Here is an 18,452-nt window from a genome sequence, read left to right on the forward strand (position 1 = left end):
CAGGAAGGCGGCAAGAGAAAGAGTCCCGATGAGCTTACTTATGTAAGTGATTCGGGTGACTGAGTGCGGCCAACGCAGCTGCGGCTTGAAGTATGAAGGGAAGAAGTGCCGGTGCTTTCCCGGCCGTCATATTATGGTGCAAGCGTCCATCGTACACTCCGACATTGCACGGCCTGAGCACGGCCTTTTCACAACAGAAAAATCGACTGGGAGATAAATAATTCAACCGGCTTTTCTGTTGTGGCTCCTGGAAATAAATTCAGAAGCTTTTAAATAATAAACCCCGGCGTTGGCCAGGGCTTATTTTTGTCATTGAGTATGTCGATACTGAAATATTTATTCTGTCTGCTCCGGGTTTAACCCATCTTCGCTATTGCAGAGTATTCACTTCAATATCTGGCGACATTACAGAACGACAACGTTACCGGCTGATGGGCCTTTCTGACCTTGTTCGATGGTGAACTCAACGTTCTGACCTTCGTCCAGGGTTTTGAAATCATTGCTCTGGATTGCAGAGAAGTGAACGAACACGTCTTTGCTGCCATCTGCAGGGCTGATGAAACCGAAACCTTTACCAGCGTCAAACCATTTTACTAAACCAGTCATTTTATTAGACATAGGAAATACCTTCTTCGTTTTTATTTTATGATGCCATAGGGCAATATAGGTCTGTTTTTATTTGAAATACTTATGGATGCATCAGAGAAGGAAATTCGTCGGAGAAAGGATTTGCTATATCACTTGAACCAGGAACTGCTTTACTAAAATGTCTTACATAAATAGGTCTTAACCACAAACCGTTGACGCTATTTACACATAGTGGGATTTATTAAGCAAGCGTTAATTTCATCGGAATTATATTCATGGGATTTGTATTTCTGTATGAAATATCGCACAGCCCGCCGCTGACGGTGGCTGCAGCCTGATCAGGAGGATATTAAGCCTGCCAATATCTGACAGGCTTTAAGAATCTTTACCTTACATTAGCTGGCGTTAGCGCGTTTTACACAGTCCGCACGTCGCCCGTCTACCCGTTTTGCGAACCAGGCGGTGGTCAGTTTGCGGGTAATTTTTGGACTTTCCAGCGTAATCCCCGGCAGCATTTCACGCGGCTGACGTTTACCGGTGGTTTTATCCGCCAGTGCATAAACCTGCTTATAGAGCGTCGTGTCTTCGAATTCCAGCTGCTCGCCCTTTTCCAGCGCTTTACGGATTGCGCCGTTGCTGATATCCAGACGTTTACTCAGCGTGCGAACCGCCAGCTCAGTGCTGCCCGGTTTATCGGTGCCGTAGTTTATCAGGTCGCCGTCCAGCGCCAGCGGAATGCCAGACACTTTACTGACCGCTCTCTGGAACGCGGCGTTACGGCTGGCGTACCAGCCGGCATTGAAATCAGCAAAGCGGTAAAGTGATTGCGAGTAGTTTGCCGGATAGCCCAGCAGATGTTTCACGCCGAACCACACACCGCCACGACGGCTGAAGACTTCGTGGCGAATTGAGCCGTCAATTTTATACGGATATCCCTTAGCATTCTGCTCAGCGAACGCGATGCTGACCTGCATCGAACCGCCGGTATGCACCGGATTCAGGTTGCCAAACAACGTCTGTCCCATCGGCACCATATCAATGAAGTCATCGAAAATCGCGCTCAGTTGCTTCTCTGTTTTTACGTTATCCAGTCGCTCGCTGTAGGATTTTCCGTTCGGCGATTTTAACAGCAGCGCGGTATGCACCAGGAAATGAGGCACATGAACCGCATCGGCGCGACGGTCAATTTCTTTCCACGCAATTTTGCCTAAGCCCGGCACAGGCGCATCGGTATTGAAATTGGATTCCTGCTGCGCAACCGCCAGCACCGAACAGATGTTTTCGGTAGTCGCCGGAATGTTTTGCGTGGTGAATGCGGCGGTAATGTCTGTCGCCCAGCCTTTTTTGTCCGGCGCGCTGGCAGGCATCAGCCGCACAATGTCCGCTTTCACATCATGCGGATTTTGCGCCGGTGCCTCACTTTTTTTCGTTGATGTACAACCGGCAAGGATCAACATAGCCAGCACTGGCGCAATGTGTTTTATCGAAAATGACTTATGCTTCAAAGTTATACATTCCCTGAATTAATGACTCTGAGAGTGACGTTAACGAAGATAGCCATGCTGATCTAGCAAAAAATTATCTTTATGCGTTAAGGTTAAAGCTCTGATGATGGAGATAAAGGAACAAGGAAATGATGCATTCTGCGACCCGGACAACACCCCTGCACCGTGTATTTTTGCTGCCTTTTATGCTGTTACTGATGATGTTTGCCCTCAGCGGCTGTGGCGATAAAGAGCCAGCACAGCGAAAAGCATTCATCGATTTTCTTCAGACCCGTATTCTGGATAAACCCGTGCTCGCCGTGCCGCAACTGACCGAGGCGCAGCAGAAAGAGTTTGGCGATTACAGTAAAGATTACGCCATCATCACCGGCTTTCATCATCAGATGAATATTGAACTGGATTCCTCACTGGTGCCGGTGTTTGCAGGGATGAACGGCGTGAACAGCGTCAATAACCTGCTTGAACAACGCGACGATTTAAAGAAAATGGCGGACAGCAGCGAAAGATGGAAAGAAAAAATCACGCTGCTGAAAACGCAGGCCGACACGCAACATGCGGCACTGAAACAGCCTGATGATCTGAAAAAAGTCTATGATCAGGCTTACGATAAAACCATCGTTCAGCCTTCGGCGATCACCGGACAGGTATTCGACTTACTGCCACAGGTGCTGAACCTGATTGTCGAGAAAGCCGATTTCATCAAAAGCCAGGGTAAGAATGTCACCATCACCGGCAACCGTCTTCAATTTGCCAACCAGAAGCAACTGGATAAATACAATGCTATCCAGCAAAAGCTGGTGCCGCTGAATGCGCAGCTGATGCAGCTGAGCCGCCAGATGCAACAAATGGTGCGTTAAACCCGCAGCCAGCATACAGACCGCCGTAAGGCGGTTTTTTCATGACGGTGCTTTTGTTATGGTGTGCGGCAATTAAATAAGGAGACACCTATGAATGACGATACCCTGAACAAACGCGTTGATCAGCTCGAGCGCGTAAACCGTGAACTTCTGGTGCAGATTTCTGCCATGCGCCTGCTGTTTGGCAGCGTCGGCAATGTGCTCAATGCCAGCCAGGAAAACGCGTTTACTATCGCCGTGAATCAGGCGCTGGAAGCCAACCGCGCTGACGTCGCGAATCAGGCAGATCTGGATGAAGCTTCCCGCAAATTCCGCGAAGATGTCTTCAAGTGCACAGAGTCTTTGTTGCCGGGCTCGCGCTAAAACACAAAAAAGGCCCGGGCAATCTGCCTGAGCCTTTTCATCGCTATCCGCTATTAAAACCATCCGCAATTACAGATTGATTACCCGGTTACGCCCTTCATTCTTGGCCTGATACAACGCTTTATCCGCCGCTTTCAGTGCGCCGTCGATATTATCCCTGCCGGGATAGAAATGCGTTACGCCGAGCGAAATTGTGACGTTACCCGCTCCCTCAAAATGATGAGACTCGACCTGGCGTCGTAACCGTTCCGCCAGCTGGATAGCCTGCGTGACTGACGCGCCGGGCAGCAGTAAAAGGAATTCTTCGCCGCCCATGCGGCACAGCAAATCCCCTTCCCTTGAGCTGTCCAGAATCAGGCGTGCAAGCTGCGTGATCACCACGTCACCGACGTCATGGCCGTAAGTATCATTAATTTTTTTGAAGTGATCGATATCCAGCGTAATGACCGCAATCCGTGAAGCCTCTGTCAGCTGTTTATCCACTAACTCATAAAAACCGCGCCGGTTCAGCAGACCGGTCATCGGGTCGGTATGCGCTTCGGTGCTGAGCTTTTCGATGCGCTGATGCAAAAGTCGGATCCCCTGCAACATCACGGTTTTCAGCTTAGACGATTCATAATACCAGGCGTTGATCTGTTCAATTTCCTGAGAAACGTCCTCTGAATCCATCGTGTCAGCACGGGACGCGAGCTGGCGAAGCGGCATCGAAATATAGCGCGTCAGCAACCAGATGCAGATGAAAACAAGAATCACAATCGGCAGCGTGTAGAGCAATACCTGCATCATCACGTTATACAGCAGCACCACATCGGCCCTGGCGGGATGCAGCACCAGCACTGTCCAGCCTGCCACTTCCATGGTGGCGAAACCCGCCAGCGACGCCTCACCTTGCAGATTGTCCATAAGCAGAAAACCCTGCTCACGATCGCCTAACAGCGCCTTATTCACATGGCCCTGCGGCACGCTTTCGATCCATCCCGATGCGTCGCGATACAACACATCGCCCTCGCGGTCGATGACATAGATATAGGCGTCTTTGCGGTAATTGCGGGCATTAATCAGCGTATCGACGATACTGCTTTTGCTGAGATCAATTTCAGTCGCCAGGTACCCCAGATAACCGCCGCGCGCATTACGAATGGGCGAGGAAAGCACCATGATGTGATTGCCTTGCGCGGTGCGAAACGGCGAACTGAGCACCGGATTTTGGGTTGAAAGTGCTGCCGTATTGGCGCCGGATACCAGTTTTAAACCGACCATCTCCGCCGAATTTCTGGAGGCCGCGCGCACCACACCGGTTTTATCCACCACCAGCACCGAGCTGAAACGCTTACTCTGTACCTGTAAACGGTCAGCTTCTTCGGTGATGGCATCACTATTATCAAATTCATCACCCAGCAAATCCGCGCTGTAGGCCACCTGTTTTTGTGCCGCATTGAAAAACAGATCGGCCGTCAGCGACAGTCTGGCCGCATACGACTGACTCGCCCGCAATGACGATTCGATGAGAAGTTTTTTTTCTACCTGAAAAATTGCCAGATAACTGGTGAGCAAGGTAATAACCGTACTCACAAGCGCCAGAAGCAATATCAATCTCTTAAGATCAAAAGCAAACCGCCGGTGCTGCCGCATTCTCTGTCCGTTGAGCAAATGACCACGAATATTACAGAGGATAGCAGTATGTTTACTCATGGTTTTGATATGCCGCAGTCAGGACGGTTTTACTGGCGATTAAAAATTGCACATTGGCCTTTTTACTGCTCAGGGTTTGCGGATTAACTTCTGTAAACGCGCCTTCTGCCAGCGCTCTACAGTTCCCCGGAAAACAAAAATGCGTAAACCGCGCAGCAGCAGAATACCGCCCCAGATACATAGTGGCCATGCGAACCAGAAGGAATCCGGCGAGGTGTAATGGTTAAGCGCGAACAGACCCGCATTGACCACCGCCCACAACAGAACAGAGCGGTAAAAACTGCTTTCCTCCGCCACCTGTTGCCTGGCTCTTTCAATCTGATCGTCAAGCGCGTGTTCCGGCGAATTGCCATCTCGCGTATCGTTTTCCGTCAGTTCTGAAACTTTGATGTCAAACGCTGCTGCGATAGCACCAAGCGTGTCGAGGCTGGCCTGTTCGCCGTTCTCAATGCGCTGCACTGTGCGAACGCTGAGCGAAGAAAGCTCTGCCAGTTGTTCCTGAGACCATGCACGGGAAATCCGAAGTTGCCTGATTTTGCTCTGATTCATAATTAATCCTTAGAGTGAATGTTGAACACCTAATCAGCATGCAACGCCGGATCAGAAATCAACACGACAGCAACCTGACACAGACACGACAGCCCGCTGACAGCCTTAGTGATCAGAAAGTTAACCGGTAAAACTTACTGTCTACCGCCATCAGCGGAAAAGCTTCCGGCAACGCGGATACCGGTATCTCCTGAAATCCGTTCTTTTCATAAAAACGATGGGCCGCCAGAAATTTGTCGGTCGTGCCCAGAAAAACGTCTTTCACTTTTTCAGCCTGTGCATGTTGCAGTAACGCCTTCAGCAATAATGCCGCCACGCCGTAATCGCGGCCACGATAAGGCGCGCTCACAAACATTTTGCGCAGCGCCGCCTGAGCATTGCCGATATCTTTCAGGCCCAGCGTCCCCACCACTTTTCCGTTACAGCGGGCGATCCAGAAATCCCCGGTTCCGCGCTGATAAAACTGCGGAATATCGTGCAAATCTGGTTGCTGCTGTTCGCTTATCGGAATACCAAATTCCTGATTCTGAATCGGCAAAATCACATCAATCACGCCGCGCTGGTCTGCGGCAGAAAAGCGTTCAATTAAGACAGAATGACTCATCGCACACTCCCTGAGTTTAATTAGGACACAGCAGTGCCAGCTCCGGGTTTTCAGGGAATACCCGCTCGCTGAAAAAGTCGATCAATACCCGAAGTTTCGGTGTCATATAACCGCCCGACGGCCACAAAATAAAAAAGTCGGCACTGCGCTTCACGTACTCATCCAGTACTGTCACCAGCTGCCCGCGGGCCAGTTCTTTGCGGATACTGAAATCCGGCAGACAGGCGATGCCCAACCCCTGCAGGGCAAAGCAATGACGCGTTTCTATATTATTGCAAACCATCGAAACCGGCAGCGCTAAATCCTGATATTCCGGCAAAGGCCAGGATTCGAGTTTTCCGCTATTCGGAAAGCGGAAATGCAGACAACGGTGATCGCCCAGATCATGCGGTTTCGCAGGCCTGCCGTACTGCTCAAAGTAAGCCGGTGCGCCGACCAGCAAATGATGGAAAGTGCCGAGCTTGCGCATCGATAACCGTGAATCAGCCATCTGCCCCGTTCGCACCACGGCATCGAAACCTTCTTCCACCACGTCAACAATGCGATCGGTGAAATCCAGATCCAGTTCAATGTCGGGATAACGGCGCATAAACTCGCCCAGCACCGGCAACAGCAGGGTGCTGACCTGCGGCAGACTCAGCCGCAGCCTGCCGCGCGGACATTCCGCCAGTTGCGACAGCTCACTTTCTGCCGCTTCGAGCTCCGCCACAATGCGCCGGCAACGCTCGAGAAACAGCGAACCTTCCGCCGTCAGCGTCACGCTGCGGGTACTGCGGTGAAACAGCCGCACATTCAGTTTGGTTTCCATCCGCGAAATGCTTTTCCCCACCGCCGACGCGGAAATCCCTAAGATACGCCCGGCGGCGACAAAGCTGCGGGTTTCCGCCACGTGCACAAACGTATTCAGGCTGCTAAGACTTTCCACCCTCACCTCCGATTGCGGACATCAGCGTCCGCATACTCTGGAAATCTACCCTACTTTTTCCGCAACAGGGAGTTCTCTATCGTGATTTAACTTTTTCAGAAACTGAGAGACGCCATGAACACTGCTGTACAAAAATCCCCGCTGCCGCTTTCGGCTTTACTGGCGATGGCGCTGACTGGTTTTATCGCCATCATGACCGAAACCCTGCCCGCCGGATTACTGCCGCAAATCGCCGCCGGTCTGAATGTTTCGCAGGCCATGGCCGGACAGTTAATCACGCTGTATGCCGCCGGTTCGCTGATGGCGGTGATCCCGCTTGCGGCGCTCACCCGGAGCTGGAACCGCCGCACGGCGTTATTGACCGCCATCGTCGGCTTTCTGGTTTTCAACACCCTCACCACTTTTTCCACGCATTACATCCTGACGCTTGTTGCCCGCTGGATGGCCGGAGCAGCGGCCGGGCTGGCGTGGGGTTTGCTGGCAGGCTATGCGCGGCGGATGGTGCCGGTTGAGCAGCAAGGGCGGGCATTGTCAGTAGCGATGGTCGGCACACCGCTGGCGCTTTCAGTGGGTGTCCCGCTCGGCACCTGGATGGGTTCTCTGCTCGGCTGGCGGATGGCGTTCGGCGTGATGTCCGCGCTCACGCTGATTCTGGTGGGCTGGGTTATTCGAAAAGTACCGGACTATCCCGGACAGGCCGCCAGTCAGCGCCAGTCGTTGCTTCATGTGGTGATGATGCCTGGCGTGCGCAGTATTTTACTGGTGATCCTGCTGTGGATGCTGACGCACAATCTGCTCTACACCTACATTGTGCCGTTCCTGCACTTATCCGGTCTTAGCGCACGGGCTGATCAGATATTACTGGTCTTCGGCATTGGCGCGCTGGCAGGCATTGGTATCACCGGCCTGCTGGTTGACCGGCGCTTACGCCAGACTCTGCTGTTCAGCCTTCTGCTGTTCGCACTGATTTCGCTGACGCTGGTGTTTTTCAGTCAGACTCCCGTGATGGTGGTTTTGTGCGTGGCGCTGTGGGGACTGACGTTCGGCGGCGCGGCGACCTTACTGCAAACGGCTATCGCAGATGCCACCGGTGAACACGCCGATATGGCGCAGTCGATGGTGGTCGTGGCGTGGAATCTGGCGATTGCGGGCGGCGGCTTAACCGGAGGGATTTTGCTGGAAACCGCCGGTGTTAAAACTTTTCCGCAGACAATGCTGATTCTGCTGGCGGCAGGACTGATTATTGCCTGGCGCGCTAAAAAGCACGGCTTCATGCCCGGTGCCCGCCATGACAAAATTGCACAAAATCCTAGTGAGCAGGAACAGGATCAAAGTTTAGAAACGGCTGGAAAGGTATAATTTCCTAAACCTTTCCGGAACCAGATGCCTGAATATCTGCCGGAAGCCACTTTTTCTGGCAGACTAAAAAACAGGCAAAACAGAAACAATGAGAACAATGGAAGCACGTAATAAAGCCGTTATACTTTTGTCAGTGATTCTCGCCGCAGCCCTGCTGCTGGCAGCGTTCGAATGGCTGGCAGATCAGGCGGTGCCTGAACTGAAAGAGCAGGTTATTCACTATGTGGATGAACACATGGCGCACTAAAATGCCCTGATGGCAGGAGGAGTTATGGTAACGAAAAGGATGATGACCAAACACTGGAAAATGGTTGTAGTACTGCTGTGTATCTGTGGCGCATTGATGCTGTTGCGCTGGGCGGCGATGATCTGGGGGTAAAGTTTTGCAAATTTGCCCCATAACCACTGGTTAAATAATCAACAACCCGGCCGGCGGGCTTGAAACCTTCTGCTGCGCAAGCCAGAATATCCTTAGTGTTTTTTAAGAGCCTGCCGCCTGCTTATGAATAACCGCAAACCTCGTCGTCCCCACGGGCGATGGACCTATTACATTATGTACGAAGACATTCTGTGGCCCTGCCCGGTTCGCTGGGAGTGGGAAAATGGCTACGGCGGCTGGCTGCCTTTTTATTACTCACCGACGCTGGAATTTGTCGCAGGCGATCCGGACAAAGCCACCAAAGTGGCGGGCAACAAGGCCCGCACGCTGCGTAAACCGGTCAGAATTCACGCATACGAATACTGATTGCTTCTCTTCTGCAAAGCCTTACTCGCTTTCGATCAATCCGCTGGCACGTAACACCCGCCGCTTCACGGCCTCCGGCAATACCGCATTCACGCCTCCGGCACATCCCAGACTGAACCAGTGACGCGCACGTGTGATACCGGTGTAGATCAGCTCGCGGGTTAATATCGGGCTCAGATTTTCCGGCAGCAGCAGCGCGGTATGGGTAAATTCCGATCCCTGCGATTTATGCACTGTCATAGCAAACACCGTTTCCACTGACTGCAAACGCCCCGGCATGACCCAGCGGATATCCTGCGTACCGTCTCCGGCCAGAAACGCCACCCGCAGCACCGGCACGACTGAACCGTCCGCCAGCCGGTGCGGAATTTCCAGGGTGATGCCGATGTCGCCATTCATCAGGCGCTGGCTGTAATCGTTACGGGTCACCAGCACCGGACGTCCCGGATACCAGCCGACCGAAGCTTTCAGCAATCCTTCTTTATACAAAATTTCAGCGATGCGCTGATTAAGTCCTTCCACGCCCCAGCGCCCGCCACGTAAGGCACACAGCAACTGAAACTGACTGTAGGCCAGCAGCACTTTGGTCGCCCAGCGGTTGAAGGCTTCCGGCGGTTCGTCGTCCGCAGGCCGCTCCCTGATCATCACGTTGAGATAATGCTGATAACCGACCGGAGGCTCGGTGCCTTCGCGTTTTGCCGCCGCAGGAAACTGCGCTGCGCTGCCCTTCACCACCCAGTTGCGCAGTTCGCTGTCATCGTCAGCGCTTAACGTCAGTTGTGCGAGATCGGCATATCCGTGTTTCCAGACCTGTTTCAGCGCGTTAACGTCCCCGTCGTTGACCGCTTCCGCCAGCTGGCCGATGCCGCTTTGTGCATCAAAACGGTAACTGTGGCGCAGCATGACGACCGCCTGATCCATCGCTGTGCCTTGCGGATCCACCAGCGTATCCGGGATCTGTTCACCGGTCGCACTTTGCAGCCAGTCGCGGGTTTGCGGCAGATAATGTCCGCCCGCCGCACGCTGGCATAATTCACTCAGCAATGCGCCAGCTTCTACCGACGCCAGCTGATCTTTATCACCGAGCAGGATCAGGCGCGCATGATCCGGCAACGCCGCCAGCAGCGCCGCCATCATTTCCAGATCAACCATCGATGCTTCGTCTACCACCAGCACATCCAGCATCAGCGGATTCCCCGGATGATGGCGGAAATGGCGGGTATCGGGGCGGCTTCCCAGCAAACGGTGCAGCGTGACCACTTCCGTATTAATACTCTCACGCACATCATTGCCGTTACCGAGCCCGCTGAGATCCAGCTTAGAGACCGCACCGGCAATCGACTCATTCAGACGCGCCGCCGCCTTACCGGTTGGTGCGGCAAGGCGGATACGCAGCGGCTGGCCGGTATCCTTCAGCGCCAGTGTTTGCAACAGCGCCAGCAGACGCACCACCGTCGTGGTTTTCCCGGTGCCCGGTCCGCCGGTAATGATGCTGAACGCGTTGACCGCCGCCAGCGCACAGGCCAGTTTCTGCCAGTTAACGGTGGCAGAATTCACCGCCGGGAATAATGCCGTCAGCGGTGCCTGTAAGGTTTGCGCCGGTAATGTGTGCAGGGCACTGCGGGTCAGACGCTGTTCTATCGCTGCGCGCACATTCTGTTCGTACTGCCAGTAACGGCGCAGATACAGGCGCTGCCCGCTCAGCACCAGCGGAGAATTTCCCTCACCGTGCCCGACCAGTGTCGGGTGCGCCAGCGCCGCCAGCCATTCCTGCAAACTCAGGTCGTCCAGCACTGCCGCAGGGCGGATCACAGCGCCGTCAGCGTGATCGCCTTCCGGTGGCAGCGAGAGTGAAAATGCGCTGTCGTCGAGCGTGGCCTGCAAATCCAGACACACATGTCCGCGCCCCAGCTGATAGCTGGTCAGTGCGGTCGCCAGCAGTAATAACGGATGCGCGTCCGGCGCTTCTTTTGCCAGAAACGTCACCAGTGCGCGATCCAGTTCCCGCAGCCAGCCACATTCCACCCAGCTCGCCAGCAGTTGCGCAAGCGCTTCACGGCTGTTGATTTTCATGCGTGTTCCTCCGTGCCGCTGAACAGAGCGTCGAGTTGTTCCATTAAGGCTTTATCCGGTCGCTGAACGCAGACGCCGTTACCCGGCGCGTGGCTGCCGCGCAGGAATAAATAGACTGCGCCGCCGATATGCCGGTCGTAATCGTAATCCGGTATGCGGGATTTCAGCAGGCGATGCAGCGCAAACAGATACAGTGAGAACTGCAAGTCATAGCGGTGATCGCGCATGGACTGCGTCATATTTTCCTGGTCATAGCCGCTGGCGTCATCACCGAGCCAGTTGGATTTATAATCGAGCACGTAATAACGCCCGTCATGTTCGAACACCAGATCGATAAAGCCTTTCAGCATACCGTTGAGGTCTTCCGCCAGTAACGGCGCACGCTCCGCGCCGTCCAGCGTATATTGCTGAACCAGCGTGTCGAGACGTCGTGTCGGCACCTTTGTCAGCGAGAACCAGAACTCCATTTCAACCTGATACGGCGGCAGTTCTGCCAGGGTAAACGTATTGCCTCCCGGCAGCGGTAAAGGCTGCGTCAGCATCGCGGTCAGCCAGCCAGTCAGCGGCACAATCCACTTTTCCCAGCCACGCGTATTGCAACGTCGCGCAACCTGATCGGCAATCCTTTCCGGGTCTGCCGCCAGCGCCGCAAACCCTTCGTCACCCGCCCATTCCAGCAAACCGTGCAGGAAATTACCCGGTGCAGGCCCGCGCGGGAAGTCATACAAATTCTCGCCGGTCATAGGCTGCGACAGTTCATGCAGCGGATCCTTCACTGGCTCCTTCGCACTGTTTTGCGTTTTCTGATCTTCCAGATAACTGTCCTGCGCGGCGCTTTCGATTTCTCTCTGCGGCTCGCGGTTCAGGGTCTCCGGCATGATATACGTGCCTGCCGGCGCAATTTGCAGACCGGAGAAACTCGACACCCACCAGCGCGGCCCTTTATGCAGACGCAGCGGCGGACGCGGCCCGAGTTCCGGCAATGTCTGCTCGCTGCGATACACTGCGCCGTCAGATACCGGCAACGGCCACGCGCGGATATGCGCCGTTTCCAGTGCCTGCAAACTGGCAGGAAGCGCCTCAGCATCCATCGCCTCGCCGCCGTTAAGAAGGTCACTGAAAAATAAATAACCGGGTGCGCTCTTTTCAAACTCTTTCAGCGGGGCCATACCCAGCCACAGCGCGTAACGCGAACGGGTCAGCGCCACGTAAAACTTACGCAGGTCTTCTCCCAGACGCTCGCGGTCAGCCAGCACCAGTTGCTCATCAGATGCACTCAGTGCCACTTCCAGCTCACCTTCCGGCGTATGCCATTTCAGCGGTGAATCCTGCTTTTTCACGGCGCGGAATGCACAGGCAAAGGGCAGGAATACCAGCGGATATTCCAGACCTTTGGATTTATGCACGGTAACCACTTTCACCAGATCCGCATCGCTTTCGAGACGCAGTTTGCGGGCATCGCCGCCCTGATGTTCGTCCTGACATTGCTCCGCCAGATAACGGATCAGCGCATGTTCACCATCGAGCTGCACGCTGGCCTGTTGCAGCAGTTCAGAAAGATGCAGCAAATCAGTCAGCGCGCGTTCGTCACCACGCCCGAGCAGACGGCGCGGCACGTCGAATTCCCACATCAGTCGGCGCAGCATCGGCAGAATGCCCTGTTTGCGCCAGCAGGTTCGCAATGCCTGAAACTGCTGAACGTAGCGTTCCCACTCGTTTTCATCCTGATTCAGCCGGTCCAGCGCTTCCCAGCTCAGGTTCAGCGAAGGCGTCCCGAGAGCCGCGCGCAGCAGACGATCGTTTTCCGGCGCGGCACAGGCCGCCAGCCAGTACTGTAATTCGCCTGCCTGCGCACTTTCAAAAATCGATTCTTTATCAGAAAGATACACGCTGCGCACGCCACTTTTCGACAGCGCGAGGCGTATCGCCGCCGCTTCACGGCCGGTATTCACCAGCACCGCGATATCCCCCGGCATCACCGGTTTTAATATTTCACCAGGCTGACCGAAACCGGCGGAACCCTGCTGGCCAAGGCGCAGCAACTGGACGATTTTCGCCGCACAGCCTTCTGCCATCAGCTGAACGTATTGCGTTTTAGGCAGCGTTTCCGTCTGATTTTCGGGATACCACAATGTCAGCGCAGTGGCTTCGGCATCGTCAATGACCAGCGTGTCGGCTCGTCCTTTGGCTGCTACCGGCAGGAACGGCACCTGATTTTCATCACCCTGACGGAAAAGGAAAGCGCCCTCACCGGCGCGGCGGTTTTCGGCTAATTCGAACACTTCATTAACTGCCGCTACCATGGCGCGGGTGGAACGGAAGTTGGTCGCCAGCGTGTAGTGGCGACCGCCGGTATCGCGGCGGGCGCGCAGATAGGTATAAATGTCCGCACCACGGAAGGCGTAAATCGCCTGTTTCGGATCGCCGATCAGGATCAGTCCCTGCTCCGGCACGTTTTCTGCCACACGGTAGACGGTATCAAAAATGCGGTATTGCAGCGGATCGGTGTCCTGGAATTCGTCGATCATCGCCACCGGAAATTGTGTGCGAATGATCTCCGCCAGCCGCGCACCGTTGTCGCTGCGCAGGGCAGAATCCAGACGGGTCAGTAAATCGTTGAAGCCCATTTGCGCGCGTTTCTGCTGCTCGAGGTCAAAACGATTTTTTATCCAGCGGCAGGCATGTTGCAGCAAACCGCTGCGCGCATCCGGCAAACTTTCAAGGCGGGATTTCAGGGTTTCCATCGCGGTCAGCGCCGGATGCGCAGGCGGTTCGCCCTGCTTCCACGCATCTTTTAATCCCGCATGAGTCAGACGATCCCAGCCTTTGCCTAAATCAGGTTTAACGTCATCTGTGGTTGCCCAGGTGTACAGCTTTTCCAGCCACGGATTGAAAAATCGCGCCTGAATTTTTTTGCCATCGACCACTTTCGCCGCCACTGCGCCTTCCAGCAGGATGCGAAGTTCCTGCGTCCATTGCGGCCAGTCTTGTTTCAGCGCGGCCAGTTCAGCCGCTTTCTGGTTGTTCACCGTTTCGACCACGTCGGCTGGCGTCTGCTCTGAGCCGAGCTCTTCAGCGTATTCCAGCAACGGCATCACGCTGCGGTGTAAATCTTCCGGCGCACGCCACCAGCCACGCAGCGTGCGGATTTCCTGCTCACTCAGCGGGAAATAGAAACTGCGCCAGTAATCGCGCACCACGTTCATCAGCAGTTCGGTCTGATCGGTTTCCAGCGTCTGGGTAAACAGGCTGTCGCTGTCGAATGCGTGCTCGCCGAGCATACGGTTACACCAGCCGTGAATGGTGGAAACGGCGGATTCATCCATCCATTCCGCCGCCAGTTGCAGCTTACGGGCACAACCCGGCCATTGCTCCGGTGAATATTCCTCGCGCAAATTTTGCAAAAATTCGTCGCTGTCTTTTTCCGCTTCAGGATTACCTAAAAAATATCCCGCCGCTTGCGACAAGCGCGCGCGGATACGGTCACGCAGTTCTTTGGTCGCCGCATCGGTGAAGGTCACCACCAGAATTTCCGGCGGCGTCAGCGGACGGCTGAAAGCGTTATCCCCGCCGTGCCCGAGCACCAGCCGCACATACAGCGCGGCGATGGTAAAGGTTTTGCCGGTACCAGCGCTGGCTTCAATCAGGCGGCTGCCTGTCAGCGGAAAACTCAGCACGTTCAGGGTGGATGGCAACGTCTGCTCCGTCATTCCTTCGCTCCTTTTTTGCTGCGTGCCAGATGATTTCTCAGCGGTGCCAGCAGGGTATCGGCGAGACGGGCAAACTCACCGTCCGACCAGAGTGCGGCGAAATCCGGCCACGCGCGGGCCAGATAGGCGTTGCTGTCACGCTCACCAAATTTCATGTTCGCCGGGTCATGATTTTCGTAATTGTCGCGGGCGGCAAACCAGGCATCACTGTCTGGTGCGCTGTGCTCCGTGCCCTCTTTTTTCAGCCATATAAACCCGGTTTTCACTGCCAGCGGCAACGGACGCAGCTGACCCGCTTTCCACGTTTCAATCAGCGTTTCCCATAAATTGCGCGCCTGTTCAATATCCAGCGGCGGCAATTCAGCCGTGCCGTTTTTACTGACAATCACTGTGTGCATCGGCTTTCCGTCGAGATGCCCTGCAATATGCGCGACCCAGTAAGGCAGCAGCCGGTCGAAGCGGTAAGCACGATCTTTTATGATGCCGATACTTTCCAGCACCACGCGCGCGCGGTCTCCCGCCGCATTTGCCCGCAGTTCACTCAGCCAGTCGGAGAACATCACGCCGCCGGTGTCATCTTCCAGCGCCTCATTTGCCAGCGGTTGCGGCCAGTTATCGAGTACCTGCTGATAACTGGCAAACAGGGTGTCCATCGGCTCGGCCAGATCTTCACTCAGCACCGCAGCAAATTCGCCCGGTGCCAGCTCGCCGCGCCGCTCAATGCGTTCGAGTTGCTGACGTAAAACGTCCTGACGCGAAACACCCGCTTCCAGCGCCCATTTCTGCGCGCGGATCAGTTCGTCCTGCAAGCGCCAGTTTTCCAGCGCATTAATGTCGAACGGCTCCTGATCTTCACTGCCGGGATCTTCCAGCTCGAAATAGATATTCAGCCGCTGACGGAAGAAACTGCGCACCGGATCCGACAGAAAATCCGACAACTGACGCAGCGTCAGCGCACCTTCCTGTTCCACCGGTTGCAGCGGTTGTGCGGCCACGGACGCAGCTTCCGCTTCCAGTCCGGCACGCCATTCGTGGGCATAGCTGAACAACGAACTTTCCTGACTGAAATAGTCGCGGTTGAACGGTTGCAGGCGATGTTCAACAGTCAGCGCATGCAGCAAATCTTCGCCGTTTTCGGCTTTCCAGCCTGCCGTCAGATGATCACGCAACTGCGCCACCAGCACGGATGGCGGGCGTTCGGTGTTGTCATGAATGCTGCGGCCTACCCAGCTGATGTGTAAGCGCTCACGGGCAGAAAGCAGCGCTTCGAGGAACAGATAGCGGTCATCTTCGCGCCGTGAACGGTCACCGGGGCGGTAATCACGCCCCATCAGATCGAAATCCATCGGCACGCGGTTACGCGGATAATCACCGTCGTTCATCCCCAGCAGATAGACGTGGCGGAAAGGAATGGCACGCATTGGCATCAGCGTGGCGAAGGTCACCGCGCCGCCGAAAAACGGTTGTGTCAGGCCGGACTGGTCAAACTGCGCCAGCCAGTGATCGCGCACCACCGACAGCGGCAGTTCAGCCTGCAGATCAACGCTTTCGCAGGCTTCCAGCCAGGTTTCCAGTTCGCCGTGCAGACGCACTAAAATAAAGCCGTCTTCGCCGTCATCTTCGGCAAAGTATTGAGAAAGGATCGTGCGCAGGCGCTCGCCCCATACCTGTGGCGCGGCAGGTTCCCGCAACTGACGCCAGGTGTCATCAAGGCAGTTCAGCAGATGCGACAGCGGACCGATCAGCGCCGCATCCAGTCCGCCGATTTCATCCAGCGGCTCGATGTTTTCCCAGGCTTCGCCACTGCCTACCGCGTAACCCAGCAGCATACGTTGCAGGCCAAAGAACCAGCTGTTTTGTTCCGGCGATAACGGCAGTTCAAGGCTCTGGCGCTGTTCCGCATGCAGCCCCCAGCGCACATTGGCGGCGCGGATCCAGCGGTGCAGCAGCGGGAGTTGTTCTTCCTCAATGCCGAAACGCTGACGCACAGACGGTACGTCGAGTAAATCCAGCAAATCGCTGACCGCAAAACGCGACTGCGGCAGTTCCAGCAGGCTTTCCAGCGCACCGAGTAACGAGTTGTTCTGGCGCGGTCCCTGATCGGCAACCGTGAACGGGATGTAGCGCGGATCGCTGCGCTCCGTCAGGCCGAATACCGCCTGAATGTGCGGTGCATAGCCGTTAATATCCGGCACCATCACGATGATATCGCGGGCTTTCAGCGTCGGATCTGCCGCCAGCGCCGCCAGCAGACGGTCATGCAGCACTTCCACTTCACGCTGGGCGCTGTGCGTAATATAAAAACGCAGGGAATCGTCATGCTGAACATCTGCCGGAGGCCATTCATCGATCGTTTCAGCCAGCGGGCGCAGCTGCAAAATATCTTCCTGCAGCTGATGCAACAGGGTATCGGTACCGTTCGACGTAAAGAGATCGATGCGCGGGATCACCGGCGCCAGCTGCGAGGCATAGGATTCGTGGTTGTCATATTCATTGAGCAGACCGATATAGTCGCGCCCCTGCTTGCCCCACGCCGCCAGCAGCGGATGGGCATGCTGATGGAGTTCATCTTCGGCAATCACCTGCGGCATGCCGGGCTTACGCAACTGGCGTTTGCGTTCCGCACGCAGCAGATCCTTATCGGCGATGATATCGCTCCAGTCGTGCTCGCACGGGTTATGCACGCACATGAAGATGTGTGTCCAGCGGCCCAGCACTGCCAGCACTTCAAGAGATTGTTGCGGTAACGAGGAGATGCCAAACACCACCAGCCGCGCGGGTAAACCGGCCGGACGCTGGTCTTCAGGAAGGGTCTGCGCGTGTTGCAGGAACCGCTGATGCAGCGCCGCACGGCTGGTGTTGCGCTCGTTTTCAGGCACATCCGCCAGCAGCGCACGCCACAGTTGCGGCTGCCACAGCAGGTTTTCCGGCAAGGGCTCGCTGCCTGTGCGGCTGGTGCGCAGGACGTCCAGCCCGTTGCCCCAGTCTTCCAGCCAGTCAGCGCGGTAAACCTGATACTGGTCGAATAAATCCGCCAGACGTTGTGAAAGCTGATGCAGCTTGCGCATATCGCCGTCATCTTTTAAGAAACGGGCCAGCGGCGCAAACACCGGTTCGGCAAGCAGTTCTGGCAACAGGCGGATGAGACGCCAGGTCAGCAGCGGACGGTCGAACGGCGACGATTCCGGCACCTGTTCTTTGCCGAGCACCGCACGGTATACCTGCCAGAAAAAGCGCGCCGGTAGTTTGATATCCAGCGCCGCCGCAATGCCGCAACCGCCTTCTGCCACATCGCGCGCCAGCGCCAGTTTCAGCCACTGATTAATGCCGTTGCTTTGCACCAGAATCACTTCGTTTTCCAGCGGTGAAAGCGGATGCGCCGCCATCCACGAGACCAGCACGTCCCTCAGCGCTTCTGAGTGATTTCCGTGTAATACCATCAAACCTGAATTCACGCCCGCATCCCTTGTTATCGCCTGTCA

General features: G+C 55.4%; 15 protein-coding genes. 6 read left to right on the forward strand and 9 right to left on the reverse strand.

What is annotated here, in order from left to right; all coding sequences use genetic code 11:
* Nucleotides 1-405: 405 nt before the first annotated feature.
* Together cspE and ACJY2G_RS02555 are read right to left on the reverse strand one after the other, a co-directional pair.
* Nucleotides 406-618 (reverse strand): transcription antiterminator/RNA stability regulator CspE, encoded by a 213-nt coding sequence (gene cspE, locus ACJY2G_RS02550; protein WP_056781364.1) that lies wholly within the window; start codon nt 616-618, stop codon nt 406-408.
* A 365-nt stretch (nt 619-983) separates the two neighbouring features.
* Nucleotides 984-2,045, reverse strand: a complete 1,062-nt coding sequence (locus ACJY2G_RS02555; RefSeq protein WP_430320391.1) for a DUF1615 domain-containing protein — start codon at nt 2,043-2,045, stop codon at nt 984-986.
* A gap of 176 nt (nt 2,046-2,221) precedes the next feature.
* Between ACJY2G_RS02555 and ACJY2G_RS02560 the strand changes: the two genes are divergently transcribed.
* Together ACJY2G_RS02560 and ACJY2G_RS02565 are read left to right on the forward strand one after the other, a co-directional pair.
* Nucleotides 2,222-2,950 (forward strand): DUF3053 domain-containing protein, encoded by a 729-nt coding sequence (locus ACJY2G_RS02560; protein ID WP_112288952.1) that lies wholly within the window; start codon nt 2,222-2,224, stop codon nt 2,948-2,950.
* A 90-nt stretch (nt 2,951-3,040) separates the two neighbouring features.
* Nucleotides 3,041-3,313 (forward strand): hypothetical protein, encoded by a 273-nt coding sequence (locus ACJY2G_RS02565; protein WP_113875950.1) that lies wholly within the window; start codon nt 3,041-3,043, stop codon nt 3,311-3,313.
* Nucleotides 3,314-3,382: 69 nt separating this feature from the next.
* Here the strand turns inward: ACJY2G_RS02565 and ACJY2G_RS02570 are convergent, their stop codons facing one another.
* The 4 genes from ACJY2G_RS02570 to ACJY2G_RS02585 form a co-directional block, all read right to left on the reverse strand.
* Nucleotides 3,383-4,885: a diguanylate cyclase gene (locus ACJY2G_RS02570; protein ID WP_430320311.1), complete on the reverse strand. Its 1,503-nt coding sequence runs from the start codon at nt 4,883-4,885 to the stop codon at nt 3,383-3,385.
* Nucleotides 4,886-5,074: 189 nt separating this feature from the next.
* Nucleotides 5,075-5,554: a 2TM domain-containing protein gene (locus tag ACJY2G_RS02575; protein WP_112288955.1), complete on the reverse strand. Its 480-nt coding sequence runs from the start codon at nt 5,552-5,554 to the stop codon at nt 5,075-5,077.
* 112 nt (nt 5,555-5,666) lie between these two features.
* Nucleotides 5,667-6,158 carry a GNAT family N-acetyltransferase gene (locus tag ACJY2G_RS02580; protein WP_430320310.1) on the reverse strand — a complete coding sequence of 164 codons (492 nt, stop codon included), beginning with the start codon at nt 6,156-6,158 and terminating at the stop codon, nt 5,667-5,669.
* Nucleotides 6,159-6,174: 16 nt separating this feature from the next.
* Entirely contained in the window at nt 6,175-7,083 is a 909-nt protein-coding gene (locus ACJY2G_RS02585; protein ID WP_430320309.1) for a LysR family transcriptional regulator, read from the reverse strand.
* Between the two features lie 114 nt (nt 7,084-7,197).
* Between ACJY2G_RS02585 and ACJY2G_RS02590 the strand changes: the two genes are divergently transcribed.
* The 4 genes from ACJY2G_RS02590 to ACJY2G_RS02605 all read left to right on the forward strand — a co-directional run bounded on the left by ACJY2G_RS02590 (nt 7,198) and on the right by ACJY2G_RS02605 (nt 9,187).
* On the forward strand, nt 7,198-8,442 hold the full coding sequence (locus tag ACJY2G_RS02590; RefSeq protein ID WP_430320308.1) for an MFS transporter: 1,245 nt from the start codon (nt 7,198-7,200) through the stop codon (nt 8,440-8,442).
* Between the two features lie 97 nt (nt 8,443-8,539).
* Nucleotides 8,540-8,689, forward strand: coding sequence for a hypothetical protein (locus tag ACJY2G_RS02595; RefSeq protein ID WP_167459610.1), 150 nt, complete (start codon nt 8,540-8,542; stop codon nt 8,687-8,689).
* A gap of 24 nt (nt 8,690-8,713) precedes the next feature.
* Nucleotides 8,714-8,821 carry a small membrane protein YniD gene (yniD, locus tag ACJY2G_RS02600; protein WP_013574326.1) on the forward strand — a complete coding sequence of 36 codons (108 nt, stop codon included), beginning with the start codon at nt 8,714-8,716 and terminating at the stop codon, nt 8,819-8,821.
* 123 nt (nt 8,822-8,944) lie between these two features.
* Complete coding sequence (locus tag ACJY2G_RS02605) at nt 8,945-9,187, forward strand: hypothetical protein (RefSeq protein WP_181955537.1); 243 nt, start codon at nt 8,945-8,947, stop codon at nt 9,185-9,187.
* A gap of 21 nt (nt 9,188-9,208) precedes the next feature.
* Here ACJY2G_RS02605 and recD read toward each other — a convergent pair whose 3' ends face one another.
* From recD to recC, 3 genes are read right to left on the reverse strand one after another with little or no spacing between them, the layout of a single operon-like run.
* The gene (gene recD / locus ACJY2G_RS02610) at nt 9,209-11,260 is read right to left on the reverse strand and encodes an exodeoxyribonuclease V subunit alpha (RefSeq protein ID WP_430320307.1); all 2,052 of its coding nucleotides are present in this window, start codon (nt 11,258-11,260) and stop codon (nt 9,209-9,211) included.
* Nucleotides 11,257-14,970, reverse strand: a complete 3,714-nt coding sequence (gene recB, locus ACJY2G_RS02615) for an exodeoxyribonuclease V subunit beta (RefSeq protein WP_439291165.1) — start codon at nt 14,968-14,970, stop codon at nt 11,257-11,259. Before recB ends, recD begins: the two co-directional genes overlap by 4 nt.
* Nucleotides 14,967-18,425 carry an exodeoxyribonuclease V subunit gamma gene (gene recC, locus ACJY2G_RS02620; RefSeq protein ID WP_430320305.1) on the reverse strand — a complete coding sequence of 1,153 codons (3,459 nt, stop codon included), beginning with the start codon at nt 18,423-18,425 and terminating at the stop codon, nt 14,967-14,969. The genes recB and recC overlap by 4 nt, the downstream gene beginning before the upstream one ends.
* Nucleotides 18,426-18,452: the final 27 nt, after the last annotated feature.

Source organism: Rahnella sp. ATs2 (assembly GCF_051851855.1).
Lineage (GTDB): Bacteria > Pseudomonadota > Gammaproteobacteria > Enterobacterales > Enterobacteriaceae > Rahnella > Rahnella variigena.

Bases quoted from the DNA above. Each gene is read 5' to 3' on its own strand.
- cspE (WP_056781364.1), bottom strand. From the start codon at position 618: ATGTCTAATAAAATGACTGGTTTAGTAAAATGGTTTGACGCTGGTAAA.
- ACJY2G_RS02555 (WP_430320391.1), bottom strand. From the start codon at position 2,045: ATGTTGATCCTTGCCGGTTGTACATCAACGAAAAAAAGTGAGGCACCG.
- ACJY2G_RS02560 (WP_112288952.1), top strand. From the start codon at position 2,222: ATGATGCATTCTGCGACCCGGACAACACCCCTGCACCGTGTATTTTTG.
- ACJY2G_RS02565 (WP_113875950.1), top strand. From the start codon at position 3,041: ATGAATGACGATACCCTGAACAAACGCGTTGATCAGCTCGAGCGCGTA.
- ACJY2G_RS02575 (WP_112288955.1), bottom strand. From the start codon at position 5,554: ATGAATCAGAGCAAAATCAGGCAACTTCGGATTTCCCGTGCATGGTCT.
- ACJY2G_RS02580 (WP_430320310.1), bottom strand. From the start codon at position 6,158: ATGAGTCATTCTGTCTTAATTGAACGCTTTTCTGCCGCAGACCAGCGC.
- ACJY2G_RS02590 (WP_430320308.1), top strand. From the start codon at position 7,198: ATGAACACTGCTGTACAAAAATCCCCGCTGCCGCTTTCGGCTTTACTG.
- ACJY2G_RS02595 (WP_167459610.1), top strand. From the start codon at position 8,540: ATGGAAGCACGTAATAAAGCCGTTATACTTTTGTCAGTGATTCTCGCC.
- yniD (WP_013574326.1), top strand. From the start codon at position 8,714: ATGGTAACGAAAAGGATGATGACCAAACACTGGAAAATGGTTGTAGTA.
- ACJY2G_RS02605 (WP_181955537.1), top strand. From the start codon at position 8,945: ATGAATAACCGCAAACCTCGTCGTCCCCACGGGCGATGGACCTATTAC.
- recD (WP_430320307.1), bottom strand. From the start codon at position 11,260: ATGAAAATCAACAGCCGTGAAGCGCTTGCGCAACTGCTGGCGAGCTGG.
- recB (WP_439291165.1), bottom strand. From the start codon at position 14,970: ATGACGGAGCAGACGTTGCCATCCACCCTGAACGTGCTGAGTTTTCCG.